Source organism: Arenicella sp. 4NH20-0111 (genome assembly GCF_040366405.1).
Lineage (GTDB): Bacteria > Pseudomonadota > Gammaproteobacteria > Arenicellales > Arenicellaceae > Arenicella.
In genome coordinates this window covers 83,491-102,814 of record NZ_BAABWF010000007.1, presented here as the reverse complement: position 1 = coordinate 102,814, position 19,324 = coordinate 83,491, and the positions used below count along the sequence as shown (strand labels likewise).

The 19,324-nt window shown below is 46.7% G+C and carries 18 protein-coding genes; 9 read left to right on the top strand and 9 right to left on the bottom strand.

The window, feature by feature from the left end:
* Positions 1-8 precede the first annotated feature (8 nt).
* Together ABWW54_RS14515 and ABWW54_RS14510 are read right to left on the bottom strand one after the other, a co-directional pair.
* Positions 9-1,628 carry an ABC transporter permease gene (locus ABWW54_RS14515; RefSeq protein WP_353413205.1) on the bottom strand — a complete coding sequence of 540 codons (1,620 nt, stop codon included), beginning with the start codon at positions 1,626-1,628 and terminating at the stop codon, positions 9-11.
* 30 nt (positions 1,629-1,658) lie between these two features.
* On the bottom strand, positions 1,659-2,687 hold the full coding sequence (locus ABWW54_RS14510) for an extracellular solute-binding protein (protein ID WP_353413203.1): 1,029 nt from the start codon (positions 2,685-2,687) through the stop codon (positions 1,659-1,661).
* A 212-nt stretch (positions 2,688-2,899) separates the two neighbouring features.
* Between ABWW54_RS14510 and gcvH the strand changes: the two genes are divergently transcribed.
* From gcvH to lnt, 6 genes are all read left to right on the top strand, one after another.
* Positions 2,900-3,286, top strand: coding sequence for a glycine cleavage system protein GcvH (gene gcvH / locus ABWW54_RS14505; RefSeq protein ID WP_353413201.1), 387 nt, complete (start codon positions 2,900-2,902; stop codon positions 3,284-3,286).
* A gap of 15 nt (positions 3,287-3,301) precedes the next feature.
* Entirely contained in the window at positions 3,302-3,796 is a 495-nt protein-coding gene (tpx, locus tag ABWW54_RS14500) for a thiol peroxidase (protein ID WP_353413197.1), read from the top strand.
* A 73-nt stretch (positions 3,797-3,869) separates the two neighbouring features.
* Complete coding sequence (locus ABWW54_RS14495; protein WP_353413195.1) at positions 3,870-4,808, top strand: carbohydrate kinase family protein; 939 nt, start codon at positions 3,870-3,872, stop codon at positions 4,806-4,808.
* Between the two features lie 23 nt (positions 4,809-4,831).
* Positions 4,832-5,623, top strand: coding sequence for a prolipoprotein diacylglyceryl transferase (lgt, locus tag ABWW54_RS14490; protein WP_353413193.1), 792 nt, complete (start codon positions 4,832-4,834; stop codon positions 5,621-5,623).
* Between the two features lie 59 nt (positions 5,624-5,682).
* Positions 5,683-6,294, top strand: coding sequence for a hypothetical protein (locus ABWW54_RS14485; RefSeq protein WP_353413191.1), 612 nt, complete (start codon positions 5,683-5,685; stop codon positions 6,292-6,294).
* A gap of 50 nt (positions 6,295-6,344) precedes the next feature.
* Entirely contained in the window at positions 6,345-7,811 is a 1,467-nt protein-coding gene (gene lnt, locus ABWW54_RS14480) for an apolipoprotein N-acyltransferase (RefSeq protein ID WP_353413189.1), read from the top strand.
* A gap of 51 nt (positions 7,812-7,862) precedes the next feature.
* Here lnt and ABWW54_RS14475 read toward each other — a convergent pair whose 3' ends face one another.
* Positions 7,863-8,585 carry a type II secretion system protein N gene (locus ABWW54_RS14475; protein WP_353413187.1) on the bottom strand — a complete coding sequence of 241 codons (723 nt, stop codon included), beginning with the start codon at positions 8,583-8,585 and terminating at the stop codon, positions 7,863-7,865.
* Between the two features lie 69 nt (positions 8,586-8,654).
* On the opposite strand from ABWW54_RS14475, the gene ABWW54_RS14470 reads away from it, so the two are divergent.
* Positions 8,655-9,086, top strand: coding sequence for a lasso peptide biosynthesis B2 protein (locus tag ABWW54_RS14470; protein WP_353413185.1), 432 nt, complete (start codon positions 8,655-8,657; stop codon positions 9,084-9,086).
* A gap of 46 nt (positions 9,087-9,132) precedes the next feature.
* Here ABWW54_RS14470 and mgtE read toward each other — a convergent pair whose 3' ends face one another.
* The 6 genes from mgtE to ABWW54_RS14440 all read right to left on the bottom strand — a co-directional run bounded on the left by mgtE (position 9,133) and on the right by ABWW54_RS14440 (position 16,181).
* Positions 9,133-10,473, bottom strand: coding sequence for a magnesium transporter (mgtE, locus tag ABWW54_RS14465; protein WP_353413183.1), 1,341 nt, complete (start codon positions 10,471-10,473; stop codon positions 9,133-9,135).
* Positions 10,474-10,573: 100 nt separating this feature from the next.
* Positions 10,574-11,575 carry an NADPH-dependent aldehyde reductase Ahr gene (ahr, locus tag ABWW54_RS14460; RefSeq protein ID WP_353413181.1) on the bottom strand — a complete coding sequence of 334 codons (1,002 nt, stop codon included), beginning with the start codon at positions 11,573-11,575 and terminating at the stop codon, positions 10,574-10,576.
* Between the two features lie 21 nt (positions 11,576-11,596).
* Positions 11,597-13,141, bottom strand: coding sequence for a parallel beta-helix domain-containing protein (locus tag ABWW54_RS14455; protein ID WP_353413179.1), 1,545 nt, complete (start codon positions 13,139-13,141; stop codon positions 11,597-11,599).
* Between the two features lie 38 nt (positions 13,142-13,179).
* Positions 13,180-14,352 carry a cytochrome-c peroxidase gene (locus ABWW54_RS14450; RefSeq protein WP_353413178.1) on the bottom strand — a complete coding sequence of 391 codons (1,173 nt, stop codon included), beginning with the start codon at positions 14,350-14,352 and terminating at the stop codon, positions 13,180-13,182.
* Entirely contained in the window at positions 14,352-15,056 is a 705-nt protein-coding gene (locus ABWW54_RS14445; RefSeq protein WP_353413176.1) for a c-type cytochrome, read from the bottom strand. The genes ABWW54_RS14450 and ABWW54_RS14445 overlap by 1 nt, the downstream gene beginning before the upstream one ends.
* Before the next feature lie 24 nt (positions 15,057-15,080).
* The gene (locus ABWW54_RS14440; RefSeq protein ID WP_353413174.1) at positions 15,081-16,181 is read right to left on the bottom strand and encodes a helix-turn-helix domain-containing protein; all 1,101 of its coding nucleotides are present in this window, start codon (positions 16,179-16,181) and stop codon (positions 15,081-15,083) included.
* A 398-nt stretch (positions 16,182-16,579) separates the two neighbouring features.
* On the opposite strand from ABWW54_RS14440, the gene ABWW54_RS14435 reads away from it, so the two are divergent.
* Positions 16,580-17,077 (top strand): (2Fe-2S)-binding protein, encoded by a 498-nt coding sequence (locus ABWW54_RS14435; protein WP_353413172.1) that lies wholly within the window; start codon positions 16,580-16,582, stop codon positions 17,075-17,077.
* Positions 17,078-17,079: 2 nt separating this feature from the next.
* Positions 17,080-19,272 carry a xanthine dehydrogenase family protein molybdopterin-binding subunit gene (locus ABWW54_RS14430; RefSeq protein ID WP_353413171.1) on the top strand — a complete coding sequence of 731 codons (2,193 nt, stop codon included), beginning with the start codon at positions 17,080-17,082 and terminating at the stop codon, positions 19,270-19,272.
* The last annotated feature ends 52 nt before the right edge of the window (positions 19,273-19,324 follow it).

Genomic DNA, 19,324 nt, shown 5'->3' with positions numbered 1-19,324 from the left:
TTTAGTACTTAGCGTTTTACGCTGGCTTTGGTAAGCAGAATAACGGGAACCAAACCGGCTAACACAATGAACAAAGATGCAAGGGACGCATCCATAAGTCTTTCATCACTTGCTAATTCGTAGGCTCTGACGGCCAGAGTGTTGAAATTGAAGGGTCTCAGAATTAACGTTGCTGGCAGCTCTTTCATAACGTCAACAAAGACAATTAGCAGGGCGGTTATCAAGCTGCCCTTGAGCATCGGTATATGGACTTTTTGAATTGATTTGAGCGGTGCCTGACCCAGAGAGCGCGCTGCATAGTCGATATTCAGGCTGATTGAATTTAGCCCTGAATCGATAGAGCTTAACGCAACGGCCAGAAAACGTACTAAGTAGGCGATGATCAACGCAGCCAGAGTCCCACTGAGGAGGAGACCAGTTGATAAGTCGAAATGCATTCTGAACCAAGCATCAATTGTGTTGTCGAGTCTCGCCAATGGTATCAGTGTGCCCACGGCGATTATCGTACCGGGAACCGCATAGCCCAGGCCTGCAACGCGTTTGCTGAACGACGTGACCCTATTTGGCGCCAGTCGATTCGCGTACGCGATGATTAAGGCTAGGAACAACGCGATGGTGGTGGTGACGCTTGCTAACCCCAGCGTGTTGGCTACTAAGGACCAAAAGGCGGCCGTGTAGAGCGCTGCGTGCGTTTGTACCGACCACACAATCAATTGCAACATAGGTAAGATAAAGCCCAGCAAAACGGGCGTTAGCGCTAAGGTAAAAGCGATTGCATTGGAAGCGCCAACGAGTTTCGTTGTGTGTCGAGGTTGTTTACGCATCTTGCTTTGGTAGCCAGATCGTTTTCGAGAGTGTTTTTCGATCACCATCAGCACGATAATAAAACTCAAGAGCATTAACGCGAGCTGAGCCGCGCCTGACACGCTATCTAAGCCGTACCACGTTCGAAAGATGCCTGTGGTGAAGGTGCTTAGACCAAAGTAACTGACTGCTCCGAAGTCAGCGAGAGTTTCCATGAGAGCGAGAGAAACACCCGCAACAATTGCCGGTCGAGCTATTGGTAAGGTGATTTTGAAGAAGGTTCGTTTTGAAGAGAAACCCAATAGCCTGGACACGTCTTGCAGGCTTCCAGATTGATCCATAAAGGCAGATCTGGCAAGCAAATAGACATAGGGGTATAAGACAAAGCCTATGACAAAGATAGCGCCATTTAGTGAACGAATTTCTGGAAACCAATAGTCTCCGACACCTATTTCAAAGAACTGCCTGATATACGATTGTATCGGGCCAGCAACGTCCAGTAAGCCGGTGTAAGAATACGCAGTAATGTAAGTGGGAACCGCAAGTGGCAGTAATAAAGCCCAGCTAAAGATGGAGTCCCCAGTAAAGCGAAAGTGAGTGACCAACCATGCGGAACCAACACCGACGCAAAGAGTGAGGATGGCGACACCAACCATCAGTAAAATCGAGGTGGTGACGTAGTCTTGCAATACCGTTGCTGCAAGATGTGTCAAAACCTCTAAGTTGGCGTCAACGCTGACCCACAACAAAGTGACCAGTGGAAAAAAAACCAAGCTGGCAATTGCAAGGCTAGACAGTTGCCAGCTCAACTCGCGAATGATCATAATTGATTCGAATGCGGGTGCCTTAGTTCGTTATTTCCAACCTGCTCTGTCCATCAACTTTACGGCATCCGCATTCTTTTCACCGAGATAGTCTACATTCAAAGGGTCAGCGTTAAACTCTCCCCATTTCTGCAAGACTGGATGGAGTGGGATATCTGCTTTGACAGGGTACTCAAAATTAACATTTGCGTAGATCTCTTGAGCTTTATCAGAGGACAAAAATTCGATGAGTTTGACCGCGTTGTCTTTGTTAGGTGCTGATTTTACTACGCCAGCGCCGCTGATATTGACGTGAGCACCACGGCCCTCAACTTGATTTGGCCAGATCACCGTCATTGCGCTTCCAGCGCTAAAGTCGTCGGATTTATCCTCATTACTTATCATGCTGGCAAGATAATATGTGTTCGCAACGACAATAGAACATTGTCCTGCGGCGGCGGCTCTGATTTGATCGCGATCGCCACCTTGAGGAGATCTTGCCATATTGCCGACAAGTCCTTTTGCCCACGTTTCAACTTCTTCGGTAGGCGAGGCGGCAAGCAGGCTGCTGACTAAGGATTGATTATAAATATTGCTGGACGATCGGATGCAAATTTGACCAGAAAGCTCAGGATTAGAGAGGTCTTCGTAGCGGCTCAAATTAAACTTTTTACCTTCCTCTGTCACCATGATTGGGCGAACTCTTACCGATAATCCTGTCCAGTAGTTTTCTGAGTCCCTATATTGCTTAGGGACGTTTGATTCAATCACATCAGATGCAATGGGGGTAAAAACACCGGCCGACTTAGCTCGAAAGAGGCGACCCGCATCGGTGGTAAGAAGAACATCAGCTGGGCTGTTTATGCCCTCGCTTTCTATCCGTTTGAGAAGAGCGTCGGCCTTGCTGCTGATTACATTAACGGTAATTCCTGTGTCTTGAGTGAATTGCTCCAGCAATGGCCGAATAAGAACTTCTTTGCGTGCAGAGTAAAGGTTAACTTCCGCGGATGGCTTTTCACACGCGCTCAGCAAAAGCGAGATGGCTATGACCAGAGAAAAGTGAACTAAGTATTGATTCATGTGTTTGCGAGTTTGTGAGAGGTTGACGATGACTTTATATAAATGCGAATAGTTCTCATTTTCCTCGATCGGCAGGGTTAATGCAAGAAATGATGCTCTTGAGTAAGTAATTGAGTATCGCTTGCTCAGTCTCTTTATATATAATACGCCGCAAAGAGCGGAACCTATATTATAAAAGTTCAGTAAGAATAGTCACTTTATGGAGTGTTTAAATGAGTAATAACCCTGACGATTTGTTGTATGCCCCATCCCATGAATGGGTGCGAAAACTAGATGAAAATACCGTTGAAGTTGGTATCAGCAATTACGCTCAAGAATCATTGGGCGACGTAGTGTACGTTGAGTTACCGGAAGTCGGAAGTGAGGTAACGGCTAAAGAGGAGTGCTGTGCAGTTGAGTCTGTAAAGGCGGCTTCAGATATCTATGCGCCAGTTTCAGGTGAGATTTCCGAAGTTAACAGTGAGCTAGACGATGAACCTGAATTGTTGAATGAGTCGCCTTATGAAAAAGGTTGGATGTTTCGAATAAAGGCGAGCGACTTATCAGAACTGGATGGGCTGCTGTCAGCGCAAACCTATAACAAACAAGTTGAAGAATAGATTACGAGAATTAATATGCAAATTACCTTAAAAGGCAACCCAATCAACCTTGACGGCAGCTTTCCTGAAGTTGGACAGCAGGCACCGGATTTCAAATTAACCACTGCGTCATTGAGTGATGTGTCTTTAGAAGAGTACGCCGGTAAAAAGAAAGTCATTAGTATTCTTCCCAGTCTTGATACGCCTGTATGTGCGACGTCGACGCAAAAGTTCAATGAGGCTGTTTCAAGTAAAGATGATGTTCAGTTGCTGGTTGTTTCTGGGGATCTACCATTTGCCGCAGGTCGTTTTTGCGAAGCAAATTCGGCCGGATCCACCGTCACCTTATCAACCATGCGTAACGCTGACTTCGCAAATAGCTATGGCGTGTTGATGGCCGATGGCCCTCTTGCCGGTTTAACAGCGAGAGCCGTCTTAGTTTTGGATGAAGACAATAAGGTTTTACACTCGGAATTGGTTCCTGAAATCGCTCAAGAACCCGATTATGACTCAGCGTTAGCCGCACTTTAGCCCCCAATTTATCTAAGCCCCGGTCTGATGATCGGGGCTTTCTTTTGCCTCCACTGAGCCGAAAAAAACCATCATGAAAACTCTTATTACGGGTTCTATGGCCTTTGACACCATCATGGTGTTTGAAGATCAGTTCAAGAACCACATTTTGCCAGATCAAACGCATATTTTGAATGTTGCGTTTCTCGTACCAGGCATGACGCGCCATCTAGGTGGGTGTGCTGGTAATATTGCCTACACACTCAAATTATTAGGCGGAAAACCCGAGATAATGGCCACCGTAGGCGAAGATTTTGGGCCCTATTCGCGTTATTTAGACGAGAAGGGGTTAAGTTCAACGCACATAAAAGTTGTCCCAGATACCTTCACTGCGCAAGCGTTCATCACCACCGATATCGACAATAATCAGATAATCGCATTTCACCCGGGTGCCATGAACTTTGCTCATCAGAATAAGATTGGTGATGCTTCCGATATTCAGCTTGGCATTGTGGGCCCGGATGGGCGAGACGCAATGATTGAACACTCTTCTCAATTTAAAGCATTAGGCATTCCATTTATTTTTGATCCAGGCCAAGGCCTGCCAATGTTTAATGGAGACGAATGCATGACCTTCTTAGATGAAGCCACCTACGCGGTTGTGAATGATTACGAAAGTCAAATGCTGTTGGATAAGACAGGACTAACGTTGGAGCAATTGGCTGCTAAGGTTGATGCTTTGGTGGTAACTCGTGGCGGTAAAGGGTCTGAAGTCTATGTGGATGGAAGCATGTTCGAGGTACCCTGTGCACCGATTTCAGCGGCGGTTGACCCGACCGGCTGTGGGGATGCTTATCGAGGTGGACTGATGTTTGGTTTAACTAGTGGCAAGGACTGGAAGACGTCTGCGCAAATCGCTTCGCTGTGTGGTGCAATCAAAATCGAACATTCTGGCACCCAGAATCATGAGTTTAGTCTGCAAGAATTTAGTCAGAGATATTTGACTGCCTTTGGCGAAGCTCTCGTTTTTTAATCAGTCTACGTTAAGGTAAATAGATGCTTGTTCACCCAAATTTTGATCCTGTAGTCTTTCAAGTAGGGCCACTCGCGATACAATGGTACGGCTTGATGTACGTGTTTGGGTTTGCTGGAGTTTACGCCGCATGGGCTTATCGGCTTAGGCATCAGGCGACCGCGGTTAATCCTCGTTGGAACTTGGACTTAGCGTCTGATTTGCTTTTTTATGGGGCGCTAGGAGCGGTCCTTGGCGGTAGGTTGGGGTATGTGTTTTTCTACAAGCCTTTAGAATATTTGGCAGATCCGATCAGCATAGTAACGGGTATTCGCGATGGAGGCATGTCATTCCATGGTGGGCTGATTGGGGTTATTTTTGCGCTTTGGTTATTCAGTAAAAAGTCGAAAATTAATTTTGTTGAGATCGGCGACTTCGTAGCACCCGTTGCACCCATCGGTTTGTTCTTTGGCCGGATAGGGAATTTTATAAATCAGGAACTATGGGGAAAGCCCACAGACCTTCCGTGGGGCATGGTGTTTACTACTGCGGATGGGCAGGCGCGGCATCCATCTATGTTGTACGAAGCACTCCTAGAAGGATTGTTACTTTTCGTGATTCTTTGGTTATTTTCGAGAAAAAAACGGGCTCTAGGGATATTATCTGGAATGTTTCTAGTGGGTTATGCTTGTGCTCGAATGATAGTGGAACTTGTCAGAGTACCTGATCGACACTTAGATTATTTGTTTCTCGATTGGGTTACTATGGGGCAGTTATTAAGTCTGCCCATGCTTGTATTGGGTTTGACTTTAATTGCGTTTAGCAAAAAACGCTGAAAATCATTTTTAGGGCATTGTCATTTCACTTTGACCCGTCTAAAAATATGGAGCTTCTTATGAAATATACTAAGATTTTGGGCCTGGTTCTCACCAGTCTATTAATGCTGTCATACTCCGTGAATGCGGTTGCTATCCAGAAATGTAAGGATGCCGAGGGTAAGTGGCACTATGGTGATTACGCTGAAGATAAGTGTGAAACTTCTAAGGTGACAAACCTAAATGAGAGAGGGTTTGTAACGGACACGATTGACGCGCCCAAAACCGAGGAAGAAAAACTAGTAGAAGCTAAGATAAAACTCAAAGAAGAACAAGAGCTTGCTGAGTTAAAGAAAAAGCAGGCGGAACGCGATCGAGTTCTGAGTATTTATGAGCGAGAAGAAGACATCGATCGTCAGCGCGATAATCAATTGGCGTCAGTAGAAGGGAATATTCGAGTTCACAAAGCCTATTTAAAGCAAATGGACAGCAAAATTAAACGGCTCGAAACTAAGTCTGAAGGTTTATCTGGAAAGAGAAAAGAGTACTTTACAACCCAAATAGAAGCCTCCAAGGGCCGTGTGACCGAGTTTAGCGCAGAGCTCAAGCGCTTAGAGGCGCAAAAAATATCGATATCAGAGAAGTTTGCTTCTGAGAAGAAGTTGTATCGAGAGTTAACCGCATCTGAGTAGACGTTTTAATTGACCTTTGAGTGGGCGTTATCGCTCACGACGCAGCCACAATGAACTGGAAAACCTGCTTGCTCAGCGTTGCTTTAGGCGCGTTGAGCGTTTTTGCATTCGCACCATTCGAAATATACATTCTTGCATTTTTGACGATCGCCGGATTGGTGCACTTAACGCGCTCCGCAACGGTTAAGGCATCCGCAATTCTTGGTTTTAGCTTTGGCATGGGCTTGTACCTTGGCGGTGTTTCATGGGTTTACGTTTCCTTGTCGACTTACGGAGGAATGCCTCTTTGGATGGGCGCTATTGCCGTGATAGGCTTTGCGGCTTTGTTGGCGGTGTTTACTGGTCTATCAACACTGATTGCGAGCTGGGCCGCGCGACGATTCCAATGTAACTTTTTACTTTTATTTCCGTTTTCTTGGGTTGTCGGAGAATGGTGTCGAAGTTGGGTTTTGACGGGCTTTCCTTGGTTGGATTTTGGGTACACTCAGGTCCCGGCTTTTTTGTTTTCATGGGCACCAATTGGTGGAATATATTTAGTTAGCTTCCTCACTATCGCCCTGGCTGTTTTGCTCTTTCACGGCATCAACGCACGTTCCTATCGATCTCCGATTGCTGCCGCGATGGTGTTGCTGGTTTCTATCTTGATTTCAGGGGTAGAGTGGACTGAGAAAGACGGTAAATTGATTACCGTTGGCGTGGTTCAAGCCAATATCTCCATTGACGAAAAATGGTTGGAGACGATGCGAAAACAAGCGTTGGATCAATACCAAAGCTTGACTGCTGAGCTCACAACCGTCGATTTGGTTGTTTGGCCTGAGACAGCAATCCCATACTATGCAAATCAAACCGATGAAAGGTTTTGGAAAGCAATGGTTCCGAAAGACGTTTCGGTGCTCGCTGGTATTTTAGATCATGATGGAAAAAACAGTTATAACTCCGCTGTGCTGAATTGCGCTGGGAATAGAGCAGAAAATCAGTTGTATCGAAAAAGGCATTTGGTGCCCTTTGGCGAATATCAGCCGCTACAGTTTTTATTTTCATGGGTTTTTGAGTACCTATCTTTGCCTATGTCGGACTTTGCAAAATGGGAAGGGCTCCAGCCCATACAATGCGGTGATTCCATTCGAGTCGGGTTGTCGATTTGCTATGAAGATGCGTTTGCCAATGAGTACCGATCACATTTGGGCGAGGCTAATGTACTTGTGAACATCAGTGAAGATGCATGGTTTGGCGACTCACTTGCTCCTCATCAGCGGAAACAATTTGCACAAATGAGAGCTCGGGAGTTGGGGAGGCCGATGGTGCGTTCAGCGAATTCTGGGCCCTCTCTGTTTATAGATCATCATGGGCAATTACTTCATAGTACGCCGCAATTCGAAGTCGCGATAGCAAGTAGGGATGTACAGCCTATGACGGGGCACACACCCTATATGATTATCGGGAATTGGATTGTGTGGTTGGCTTTGTTGGTGATCTTTACGCCAGTTGGTTTTGGCCTGCTTAGAAAAGGTCGCTAACCGGTTGCTGTTGTCTACATTGAATAAGGGCCACCGACCCCAACAGTGACCTTATATTTCGCCTGTTTTCTGTAAAGCTCTGTCGAGACCAGAGAAATTCGGGCGTCTGATCTTTCTGTTTTCACCGTTGGCTGAGACAGGTTTACGACTTGTTCGTCGTATCTCATTGGTGCCTCGGTTACTTGATGAACCATTTGTGCTTGCGTAGCTTAATGATGACCCATCTTGGCCATTAAAAGAGAAAAGCCCCTTGGAGCCTTTTTTCTTCTCTAGAGGCAGTTTTTCCGTTGCACCGTTGCGGCTGATCAGTATTTCGTTGCTGAGGATTTCTTTAACTGACGCGCCCGCCCCCTCTATATCTTGGCCTATGGAGTAGAGCTTACCTTTCTTGTTGCCAGACTTGATAATAACTCTGGCATAGTTTGGGTCGGTAGCCCAAAGCACGCCAACTAATTTAATATTCAATGAGGTTGGGCGTATGTTCTCGATCTCTTTCTGTTTAGGGCGAGGATCACCAAACAAATTCGCCGAAGTAATGTCTGTTACTTGATAACTGGGAGTGGAATTAGCGGTTATCGGCGCAAGCACTTGTGCAGCGTACTCTAAGTTCCTAGTTTTTCGATTATCGTACTCAAAGTAGCCTATTAAGGCTACAACCACGAACAGTATTAAACACGCAAGACCCCAAACTATCTTGAGTCCGTGTCTATTCCAAGTTCGGTTGTTTAACAATGTCGATGAAAGTACCATAACTGGATTGTAACCGATTATCATTCAAAGCCCTATCCAAACCCGTGTTAGAGTTCGTTAATTCTTTGCAACGGTATTGATACAACCACCAATATGCCTTCAGACAGTTTCATACAAAATAGATACAAGTCGGTCTATTGGACCTGCTGCGCGTATTTTAAGTTGTTGGTTGTCTCTATCAAGCTTCGATATTTGGGAATGTCTTGGCTGCAGAAACAAGTCGACTTTAATAACATCTCCGACAATGCATTAGGCAGGCGAGTTACAGATCCTGAGCTGCTCGCCATGCATGAAGCCGTTAGGTTTGCTGCTCGGTGGCATTTTTTGACGTTGAATTGTTTGCCAAGGTCTTTGGTTCTAGTCGACATGCTCAGAGGGCTTGGTATGGTCGCGGTCGTGTGTATTGGCGTTGCCAAGAAGAGTGATGCACTGCTTAGCCACGCTTGGGTCGAGGTGACACTCAACGACATGCAAGAGCTTATTGGAGAGCCAGAATCTGTAGAAATGGACTTCAAACGTCTTTAAGTCAGGCCAACGGCTATTGAATAATAAGTTAAGTGTGGATTCTTGTTTAGAGTAGCATCAACGTTGCAAGGCCTAAGACCGAAAAGTAACCAACCACATCGGTGACGGTCGTTAATGCGACGCCTCCTGCTAACGCTGGGTCGACACCAAATTTGTCGAGAACGACTGGGATGCAGACGCCAGCAATCGCGCCCATTACTAAGTTAGCCATCATCGCAAAGGCAATGACTAAACCTAAGTAAGGGTCTTGATACCAGGCCGCTGCAATGGCGGCGATGACGACGGCCCATATCATGCCATTGAGAATGCCTACCATGGTTTCTTTTTTTAATACATTAAACACGTTGGCGCGTGAAATGGTGCCAGTGCTCATTCCTCGGATAACTACGGTTAAGGTTTGAGTACCTGCGTTTCCACCCATGCTGGCTACAATCGGCATTAGCACAGCCAGCGCGACCAGTTTCTGAATAGAACCTTCAAATTGCCCAATAACCCAAGAACCTAGTAGTGCGGTTATCAGGTTGACCGCCAGCCATATCGTCCGATTTTTGGTCGTTTGGCCTACGGGCGCGAATATGTCTTCTTCTTCGCGTAGGCCAGCTGCCGCCATAATGTCGTGCTCAGCCTGCTCACGAATCACGTCGACGACGTCGTCCACAGTAATGCGACCGACCAATTTTCGGTTGGCGTCCACGACGGGGGCGGAGAGTAAATCGTAATCGGCGAACGCCTTGGCTACATCCTCTTCGGGGTCCAGACAGACAAACGACACCGGAGTGTCTATTGCGTGATTAATTGCCGGGTCACTGGCTGGACCAGTAATAAGTTTTTCGAGTGGAAGTATACCGGTGAGATGGTTGTTCCGGTCAACCAGATATATGGTGTCAGTGTGCTCGGGTAACTCAGGTTTTAGCCGTAAAAATCGTAGGGCCACGTCCAAAGATACATTATCCCTGACCGTGATTGTATCAAGGTTCATTAAGCCGCCAGCACTGTCTTCTGGGTAGGATAGAACTTCTCCTAGGCTGGCTCTTGTTTCAGTATCAACGGCGAATAGAACGTCTGCTAACACAGATTCAGGCAAATCGGGTATTAGATCCGCGATTTCATCTATGTCTAGTACTTTGATCGCATCAATAAGCTCATTATTGTCTAACTCGTAAGCCAGGTCTTTGAACACACCTTCGTTCAATTCTGACAGGACTTCGCCCCGCTCATCTTCGGGTATGTGAATCCAGGCTAGCGGGCGTTTTGCTGGCGTTAGTTGTTCCAACGCATCAGCGATGTCCGCTGGGTGTGCTTCAGCAAATTGTGCAGCAACCGCCGACGTGTTGAGCTCGTCAAGAAGTTCTACAATGTTTTCAATGGGGGGCGTAACTTGCTGCACGGCGATTAGGTTCCCTAATTAATGCTGTACACATTATAAGCACTATTCGGGCGAGCGCACTTAATTTTGGCGCCCATCAAAATCCAATACGGGGTTGGATCTATAGTTCAAGTACGGCTCTGTATCTCACCCTTCCTGCGCGCAGCTTTTCTATGGCGGCATTTGCTTGATCGAATGGAAAAACTTCCACCATAGGTTTGATATCGTGCCTAACGGCAAAGTTGAGCATTTCCGATATGGTGGCGGGGCTGCCAACCGGAGACGCGGAAATTTGCAGTTGCTTGCCCAACATACTACCCACTGAAATCGCGATTGGGGTAGGGATTACGCCAACGAAGTGTAAACGCCCTTTTGGCGCTAGGGTGTTTAGGTAGCCCGTCCAATTCAATTCCACGTTCACAGTGCAAATAATAAAATCGAACTTATCTCGAGCACTGTCCAATTGTTTAATATCGGTGGAATCGAGAATATGGCTGGCGCCCAACGCTTTGGCCTGTTCGGCCTTATCGGGGTTACTGCTGAACGCGGTAACATCGCAGCCCCAAGCGCTTAGAAATTGTAAAGCGAGATGACCTAGTCCTCCGATCCCAATTACGGCAACCTTATCGGTTGGTTTGATTTGGAATTGAACGATTGGGTTATAGACTGTGATGCCACCGCAAAATAAGGGGCCTGCGCTCTTAAGATCGATGCCAGGCGGGAGCGGAACAACCGCGGTCTCGGATGCCCTAACTCTGTCAGCGAAACCACCGTGGCGACCTATGATGGTAGGTTGAGATGCAGAGCACAAATTGTGTTCACCAGAATGACAATAAGTACACTGTTCGCAATAATCAGAGTGCCATCCCAACCCGACGCTATCCCCTGCTTGTAATGACCTCACCATCGAGCCAGTCTTGACCACTTTCCCTACCACTTCATGGCCTGGTACCAGCGGATAGCGTGATGCTCCCCATTCATTGTCCATCATGCTCAGATCGCTATGGCAAACACCGCAGTATTGAACCTCAATTTCCACCTGATTATCAGGCAAGACACCAGGGTCGAATTCCATTGGCTTAAGAGGCTTGTTTGGACCATCAACTGCAAGTGATCGAATCATAGTCTTTATCCTTTCATTACTTTAGTGGGAAGCTGGAGCGCTTGGCGAAACATTTTCCACTTGTAATACATATTTTGCAACCGCCATCATAGTCTCGTCGCCGAGGTAACGTTGAGATGGCATTTCTGGATAATCAGGCCTTTTCTTGATCGGGTTGGCAATGTATTCAACTAGCCCTTCGGGGTTGTCGAAATATAGGGCTTGAATTTGCTGAATCGATGGGCCAATAAGTCTGCCGTTAAACGAGTGACACCCGGTGCACACACCAAGGTAGGCGATCATTCCACGTTCTGAAGCCTCGATCTTTCGTGGTTTGACGGGGGTATTCAACAGATAACTATCGATATTGTTCGTGTGTGTAAACTCACAGTCGCTAAAGTCGCCAAGTCCAACGGTTACATATTGGCTGCGGTTGAGTATGCAACTTCCTGAGCCTTGACTGACGTGAACGATGTCCGGTTGCCCTGTTTTGAGCTCGAGTGCCATCAACCCTTTGATTTCAACAATTGGCTCATACCCATTATTTAGCATGGTGTTGTTCAGAATTGAAACCTCATCGGGGTTAGGTTCGGAATCTGGGTCGTCGGTGATGTTGGCGGCATTAGCATGATCGACGATGAGTATGCCGGTATTCTTGTTGTTTTTAATAATGTTGTCTTCAATTACAACTTGGTCAGCGGCCATCACCAAGATACCAGTGCCAGCGGGGATTCCTGCGACCGTTGATCCTGGCGCGCCAAAGTTCGGATGATTATTATTGGCGATAAAATTATTTCTAATGATGACGTCATACGTCGTCTTAATTGGCAGGCCTGGTGTAATGAACGCCAGTATTCCCCCGGTATTGTTTTGGACGAAGTTGTTTTCTACTATGGCGTGTCGACTGTTCTCAATTTCTATGCCCGCAACTGAGTCGAAGACGTCGTTGTGCGAAACGTGGACATTGTCACTCATCCCAATATAGATAGCGGCATCTTCGATGCCTGAGACCACATTGTGTTCAACAATACCGTTTTTGCCCAATTGGGGGAAAATTCCATAGACTCCAGTGTCTTTAATTATGTTGTTTCGGATTTCGAAATTGTTACCTGCTTGACCCATGATTCCATTACCCTTGTATCCGGTAATAAACAAGTTTTCAACCGCGATATTGTTTCCTGAGTATAAAATGGCGTCGTTCAGTTTGCCCTCGCCATCCAGTCTCGCGCGTTTACCTTGATCGAAGACCCCAATCAAATGAATGCTGTCTTTATCAATATAGACGGTCTCGTTATAAGTCCCAGGCATTATTTGAATGGTGGTTCCTGGCGACGCTGTCTTCACAGCCTCCTGAATGGATTCACCCTCGTTGACGACGACAATGGCGTTAGTCGCTGTGCCGGCGGGTTTACTGTGTTCACTTCCAGCGTTTGAGTCTATAACCGCAGTTTCGGTGTTGGAGCTTGATGGGCTCTTACCTTTAGATATCATTTGTATGACTTTAGGTTCGCTGTACTTTTTACCAATGTAAGTGCCTATCAATCCGGTAGCGATGATCAGTGATAACACGAGTATTTTTGTTTTCATTAGGTATCTCCTTCGTTATTGTCGAATGCCAACAAGGTCTAATTTGGCGGCACTAGGCCTGACGGTAGTAGTTTAGGAATCATCGGCATGAACTTTTCATCCTCCAATGTCTTCATGAATGTAACGAGCAAATCTATTTCGTTGCTCGTTAAATCCGGTTCATTAATGTGCCAATGCAAATAAAGTGGGTTGTTTTTTGGTGCGGCATGGCCACGGCCCTTATTATAGAATTCGGTTGCATCCCGAAGACTTGAGAAGTTTCCTTGGTGCATGTACGGCGCCGTGTTGCTTATGTTTCGCAGAGTAGGTACCTTAAAACCACCACGAAGTTTACGCGATGCGAATGTTAATTCAGCACCAACATCAAATGGTCGATTCTCTGGTTGGGGAACACCGATGACTGCGATTTGGTTGTTGGTGAAAAGTGGTGGGGTATGGCATTCCGAACATCTGGCCACAAATGAGCGAAAAATATTGAATCCGGCTATCTCCTCTGCGTTTAACGCTGAATGATTGCCATGAGCGTATTCATCATAACGGCTGTTCAATGAGATCAGCGACGCTTGAAAAGCAGCCAGAGAAGAGTAAATATTTTTGAGCGTGATGCCATCAGCGAATGCTTGCTTAAAGAGAACCCGATAGATTGGTATATTCTTTAGCGACGTGATCAAGTTTTCCGGTGTGTTATTCATTTCCAACCTTGAAAACAATGGTGTTTGCACTTGTTGTTCAAACGAATTAGCGCTGGCATCCCAATTTAGGTGCGTCAAAAATGCACTGTTCCAAAGTGTGGGTGCCGAGCGTACTCCATGCTGACCATCTGCGCCGATAGAACGAGCCAGACCATCGGTAAAAGATTTACGAGGGTCGTGGCAAGTTGCACAAGAAATTGTTTGGTCACCGGAAAGTATTGAGTCAAAGAACAAGAACCGGCCTAGATCGATTTGCTGTGGAGAGAATCCATCCCGATATTGAGGTAAAGAGGTTTTGGTGCCGCCGACACCTTGCCCCTGTGTGGAGGAATAGAGTTGATATAACGATCTCAATCGACACTCATTATCGTTTTCCAGTGAAAAACCGGGTGGGCACTGTTTGCTTAACTCGTAGTTCAGAGGAAACGCCTGTTCGGCGCTGCTTTGAGTTCCGATCGACGATAAGCTAACACTGAATAGCGCTAGAGAAAGAAATGTGTGTAGACATAAAGAACGCATTACTTGGCGGCGTTAAGGGTTTGTAGGTAAGCGATGATGTCGTCAATTTTTCTAGGATCTCGTACGGTATTTGCGATCATTGTCATCTGCCTTCCGTATTTATTCTTCTTACTTGAACCTCGTTTTCCGTTTAAAAAATATTGGTACTGGCGTTTTAGATAATCGGGGCTAAGTCCTGATAGACGAGGTGACTCAAGGGCGGCGTTGCCTTGAGCCTTATCGCCATGGCACCCGCCGCAACTGGCTTGATACTGTTTGTATCCTTGTTTAACGTCACCTTGGGGCGTCTTGTTCAGTTCTTCTTCATCGAGATTCACAGGGCTTAATGTGTCAAGGTAGAATGCGATTTTTCGGTAGCTGTCGTCGGAACCCACTGAATTGGCGATGGCTGACATTTGTTGTGCGTGTCTATCTTGGGGGCCCCTTAAGCCTGTTTGAAAACTCATGATCTGTCTAATAGTATAAGTGGGCAATTGAGCCGCAAGTGCGGGCGCCTCCATCACCGTGTTACCTTGTCCTTGAAGGCCATGGCAGCTTGCACATTGCTCTGCGTATAGCTGCTTTCCATGATTAGCGTTATTGCTGTGCGAAGCGCCAGATAGGATGAGTAGTACGAGAAGATTGATAGTAATAAACCAAAGCTGATGAGGTTTATTAAATCGAGCAGGCTTCTGAAGGGGTGTCTTGCGAGGTTTTTGGTTCATAAATAGTTGTCAGTCGATGCAATATTAATGGGCTCGTGAGCGAGCTAACTTACGATATTCGGTAGGCGTTTGTCCGAAGACTTCTTTAAATGCCTTATTGAACGAGCTAAGTGATCTAAAGCCGGTGTCTAACGCAATATTAAGGATCGCTTCAGAATGTTGCTCTGGGTCAGACAAGCGTTGCCCGGCTTCTTCTATACGAAACCCATTTAGGTAGTCATTAAAATTCCGATGGCCCATCCCGGCATTGATTATTCGTCTTAATCGATATTCTTGAACGTCTAGCCTTTCGGCTACTTGTCCAATCGTCAAACCCATTTCGCGGTAGATACGTTGTTCATTCATTAGTCGGTGGAGTTGATTTGTAATTTCTTCGGGTACCGTCACCGTTTGAGCTGATGAAGCCGCTGTTTCTTTAGATAAGTTCGGCTGAGCGCGTGTTTCGGTATCACTCATTTGGTAGTCAGCCTTTTGCAGCGCGGTATGTTGTTCTTGAAAGAGCCCAGCGCGATATCGCAAAATCAAAAGATTCGTTGCCAATGCAATCACACCAATTGGAACGAATTGCAGTTCGGACCACCAAGTGGCATTTGGGTAGAAAACTTCGCGTATCGCAATCATGATAAAGATGTAAATTCCCGCCATGAAGCAAAACCAAAACCGCAGGTCTCGGCGCATTTCAACGAGGTCATCGCGCCAAGATTGAGTGACGATTAATATCGCCCAAGCTATTAAAACAAACTCGACAAGCTGAGGTAGCGTTATAAATAGCCAAACCGGGATGGTTAAGCCCTCGACATTTACGTTTTTGGCTATTGTCGGAAGAATTACGGTGCTCGCCACGAGCACCACATTCCACCATGTCAGCTTGAATTTATCATTGAAAATGGAACCGCAAAATAACCAAAACAGACCTGGCAATGTGTTTTGCCAAGCTATCTGTGTTGGGCCCAGCCAATGTTGCTCTAACAAAGGGCCGAGTAAATAGGCGATCACGGCGTACAAAAATAGACTAAATAGCCACTCTTGTGTCGACCACACTCTGGGTAAGCAGTACAACAGTAAAATGCTTAACACGACCTGAGAGATAGCAAATGATACGGCGATAATCGCAATTGCGCTCATTAATGAGTTTGTTCTTCTCTATTGTTTAGTTTAACGGTCGGCCTGAAGCTATTCGAAAGGGCTTCTCTGCGATCAGATTAAGTTCACCGTATTACAGACTTACCGAGAACTCAAGCCAGTCAGGTTTCCCAGTTAACGACTAGGTTGGCGGGGGCGCTGAATCTGGCTGTCCGTCTAATACTCCATCCTGATGGGGGGACTGTCTAAGCGATTTTGAAAAACGTCGGCGAAAAATCGATGTATTCCAGTTTAGGATGCTTCTATTAATCAGATAGGCTCGTACAGGTGGCCGCTGGATGATTTATACATTTAGGCGTCGTTTACACGCAATCTAGCTTAGTTCTTTAGTATGCTGTTGCTAAGTAAATAGGATTTTGTTTTAGCTACGAGACGAAAAAATGATCGAATTGACAATTAATGGCGAACTTGTGTCTTTGGATATCGAACCCGATACTCCATTGCTGTGGGCAGTGCGAGAGCAGATGAACTTAACCGGATCTAAATTTGGCTGTGGTGTTGCTCAGTGTGGCGCTTGCACGATGCATCTGGATGGACGGCCAATTCGCTCTTGCGTTATGCCGATTGCCTCGGCAGCTGGTCGATCGATTACCACGATTGAGGGTTTGGGTGGCCATAACGGTGAATTGCATGCGGTACAAAAGGCCTGGATAGAGCAACAGGTGCCTCAATGCGGCTATTGTCAATCGGGGCAGATTATGTCGGCTGCGGCTTTGTTGCAGGAGACGCCAGCCCCCTCTGATGCTGAAATTGACGCGGCGATGTCTGGGAATATTTGTCGCTGTGGTATGTACGGTAGAATTAAAAAGGCCATAAAGTCAGCATCCGATGCATCCACTGATGACGTTATGCTAGACAACGCTGAGCAGGGAGGTTAATCATGGGTAAATGGACGAGAAGAGCCTTTCTTTTGGGCGGCGCGTTATCCGGTGGTGGGTTGGTTCTTGCTGTAGCCGTAAGGCCCGGACACCGAACCCCTCGGTTGGCAAAATTAGTGCAAGGTGAGAATGAGGTTTTGGTGAATGCATGGGTAAAGCTATTGCCGAATAACGAAATCAAAGTCATTGTGCCTCACGTGGAGATGGGACAAGGCGCGCACACGGCCATGGCAATGATGTTGGCCGAAGAGTTAGACGCGGATTGGAGTAAAGTCTCGGTCGAAGAGGCGCCAGCCCACGAAGAATATGCAACCTATGATATAGCTAGGGACTTTGTGTATCCGGCACAAGTTCCCGGGTTCGTCGACGACACGATCAAGGGCGCATTTCTGGAAATTTCCCAAATCATGGATTTGCAAATTACAGGAGGCAGTTATTCAGTTCGCGCCACCGGCGTTCGCAGTATGCGCGTGGCTGGTGCGGCCGTCCGAGAATTGCTTATTAACGCAGCTGCTGATGTTTGGGGGGTAGCGGCGTCGGAAGTGAGAACTGAAGACAGTTTTCTATTTCATGATGGAAGTGGGAAAAAGGCGGCCTATATAGAGTTTGCTCAGCAGGCGGCAAAGGAAAAAGGGTCGAACACGCCAACACTCAAGTCCGAATCCGAATTTAAAATTATGGGAAGGCGAGATATTCAGCGTCTGGACATTCCTGCTAAGGTGACGGGGGAAGCGCAATTTGGGATCGACGTAGCCTTACCAGGCATGAAAGTTGCTACGGTTCGAGCCGCACCAGTGTTCGGAGCCACGGTAGAATCTGTTGATAGCCAAGCTGTTCAAAAGCTTGATGCCGTCCACCGCGTCTTGAATTTAGGTGATGCCGTCGCGGTTGTGGCAGAAGGGTATTGGCAGGCGAAGAAAGCTCTGGCTCAGTTAGAAATTGTGTTCAGTAAAACTGACAATGACTCTCTCTCTTCCGTTGAGATCACGCAAGGCTTTAAGCAGGACTTAGATAAAGCGGTCGAGGATGGTCAAGAGATTGAAGATTTTTCTGAAGGGGATGTGAGCCTCGCATTTGGGGCTTCGACTAAAATTATTGAGGCAGAATATAGCGTTCCATTCTTGGCGCACGCCACCATGGAGCCGATGAATTGCACTGCATTGTTCAGGGACGGTCTTTTGGAGGTTTGGACAGGCACCCAAAATCCGCTTGGCGTTCGAAACTCCTTAGCTAAAGAATTTAGCATTGATGCAAACAATGTGATCGTAAACAACCAGTATTTAGGCGGCGGTTTTGGACGCAGAGCCGACATAGATTACTCATTGCAAGCAGCCAAGATAGCGATTGAGCTGCCAGATACCCCGATTAAACTTATTTGGAGTCGAGAGGAGGACACCCAACACGATCACTACCGTCAGGCAATGGTCAGTCGATTCAAGGGTGGTTTTGATTCCAATGGAGCGGTAGTCGCATGGGATAACCAGTTCCATGAAAAGCATGAGCCGGTTGAAGCGCCCTATATACCCTATGATATTCCAAATCAGTCGATTCATTACACCAACAGTGCCACACACGTGCCATTCGGGCCTTGGCGGAGTGTGGACCATTCAGTGCATGCGTTCTTCACTGAATCATTTATCGATGAATTAGCTCATGCCGCTGGTGAAGACGGATATCATTTTAGACGTGGCCTGTTGGGGCGTGAAAAAAGAATGATCTCTGTGCTTGATACAGCTGCGAAAATGGCTAATTGGAACGAAGCATTGCCCGCGGGTTGGGGACGAGGGATCGCCATCCACCGTTCGTTTAATACCATTGTTGCGCAAGTTGTTGAAGTGAATATGACCGGATCCTCGTTACGTGTTGAAAAGGTTTTTTGTGCGGCAGACGCGGGCTATGCCGTTAGCCCTGACGGGTTTAAGGCGCAAATGGAAAGTGGCATTGTTTTTGGCCTGACCGCCGCGCTCTTCGGTGAAATTACAATTAAGTCCGGTGCCGTGGTTCAAAGTAACTTTCATGATTATCCAATGATCCGAATGAAGGATTCACCCCTGATCGAGGTTGAAATTATAAACAGTGGTGAGGCCCTAGGTGGGGGCGGCGAGCCTGGGACTCCGCCCATTGCGCCAGCGGTGACTAATGCTATTTTTGCGGCCTCGGGAACTAGAGTAAGGGCTTTACCGATTAAAATTTAACAATTCTTGAGACCATTTAGCCTTTTCTCGGGTCTTAGGCTTACAGCGGAAG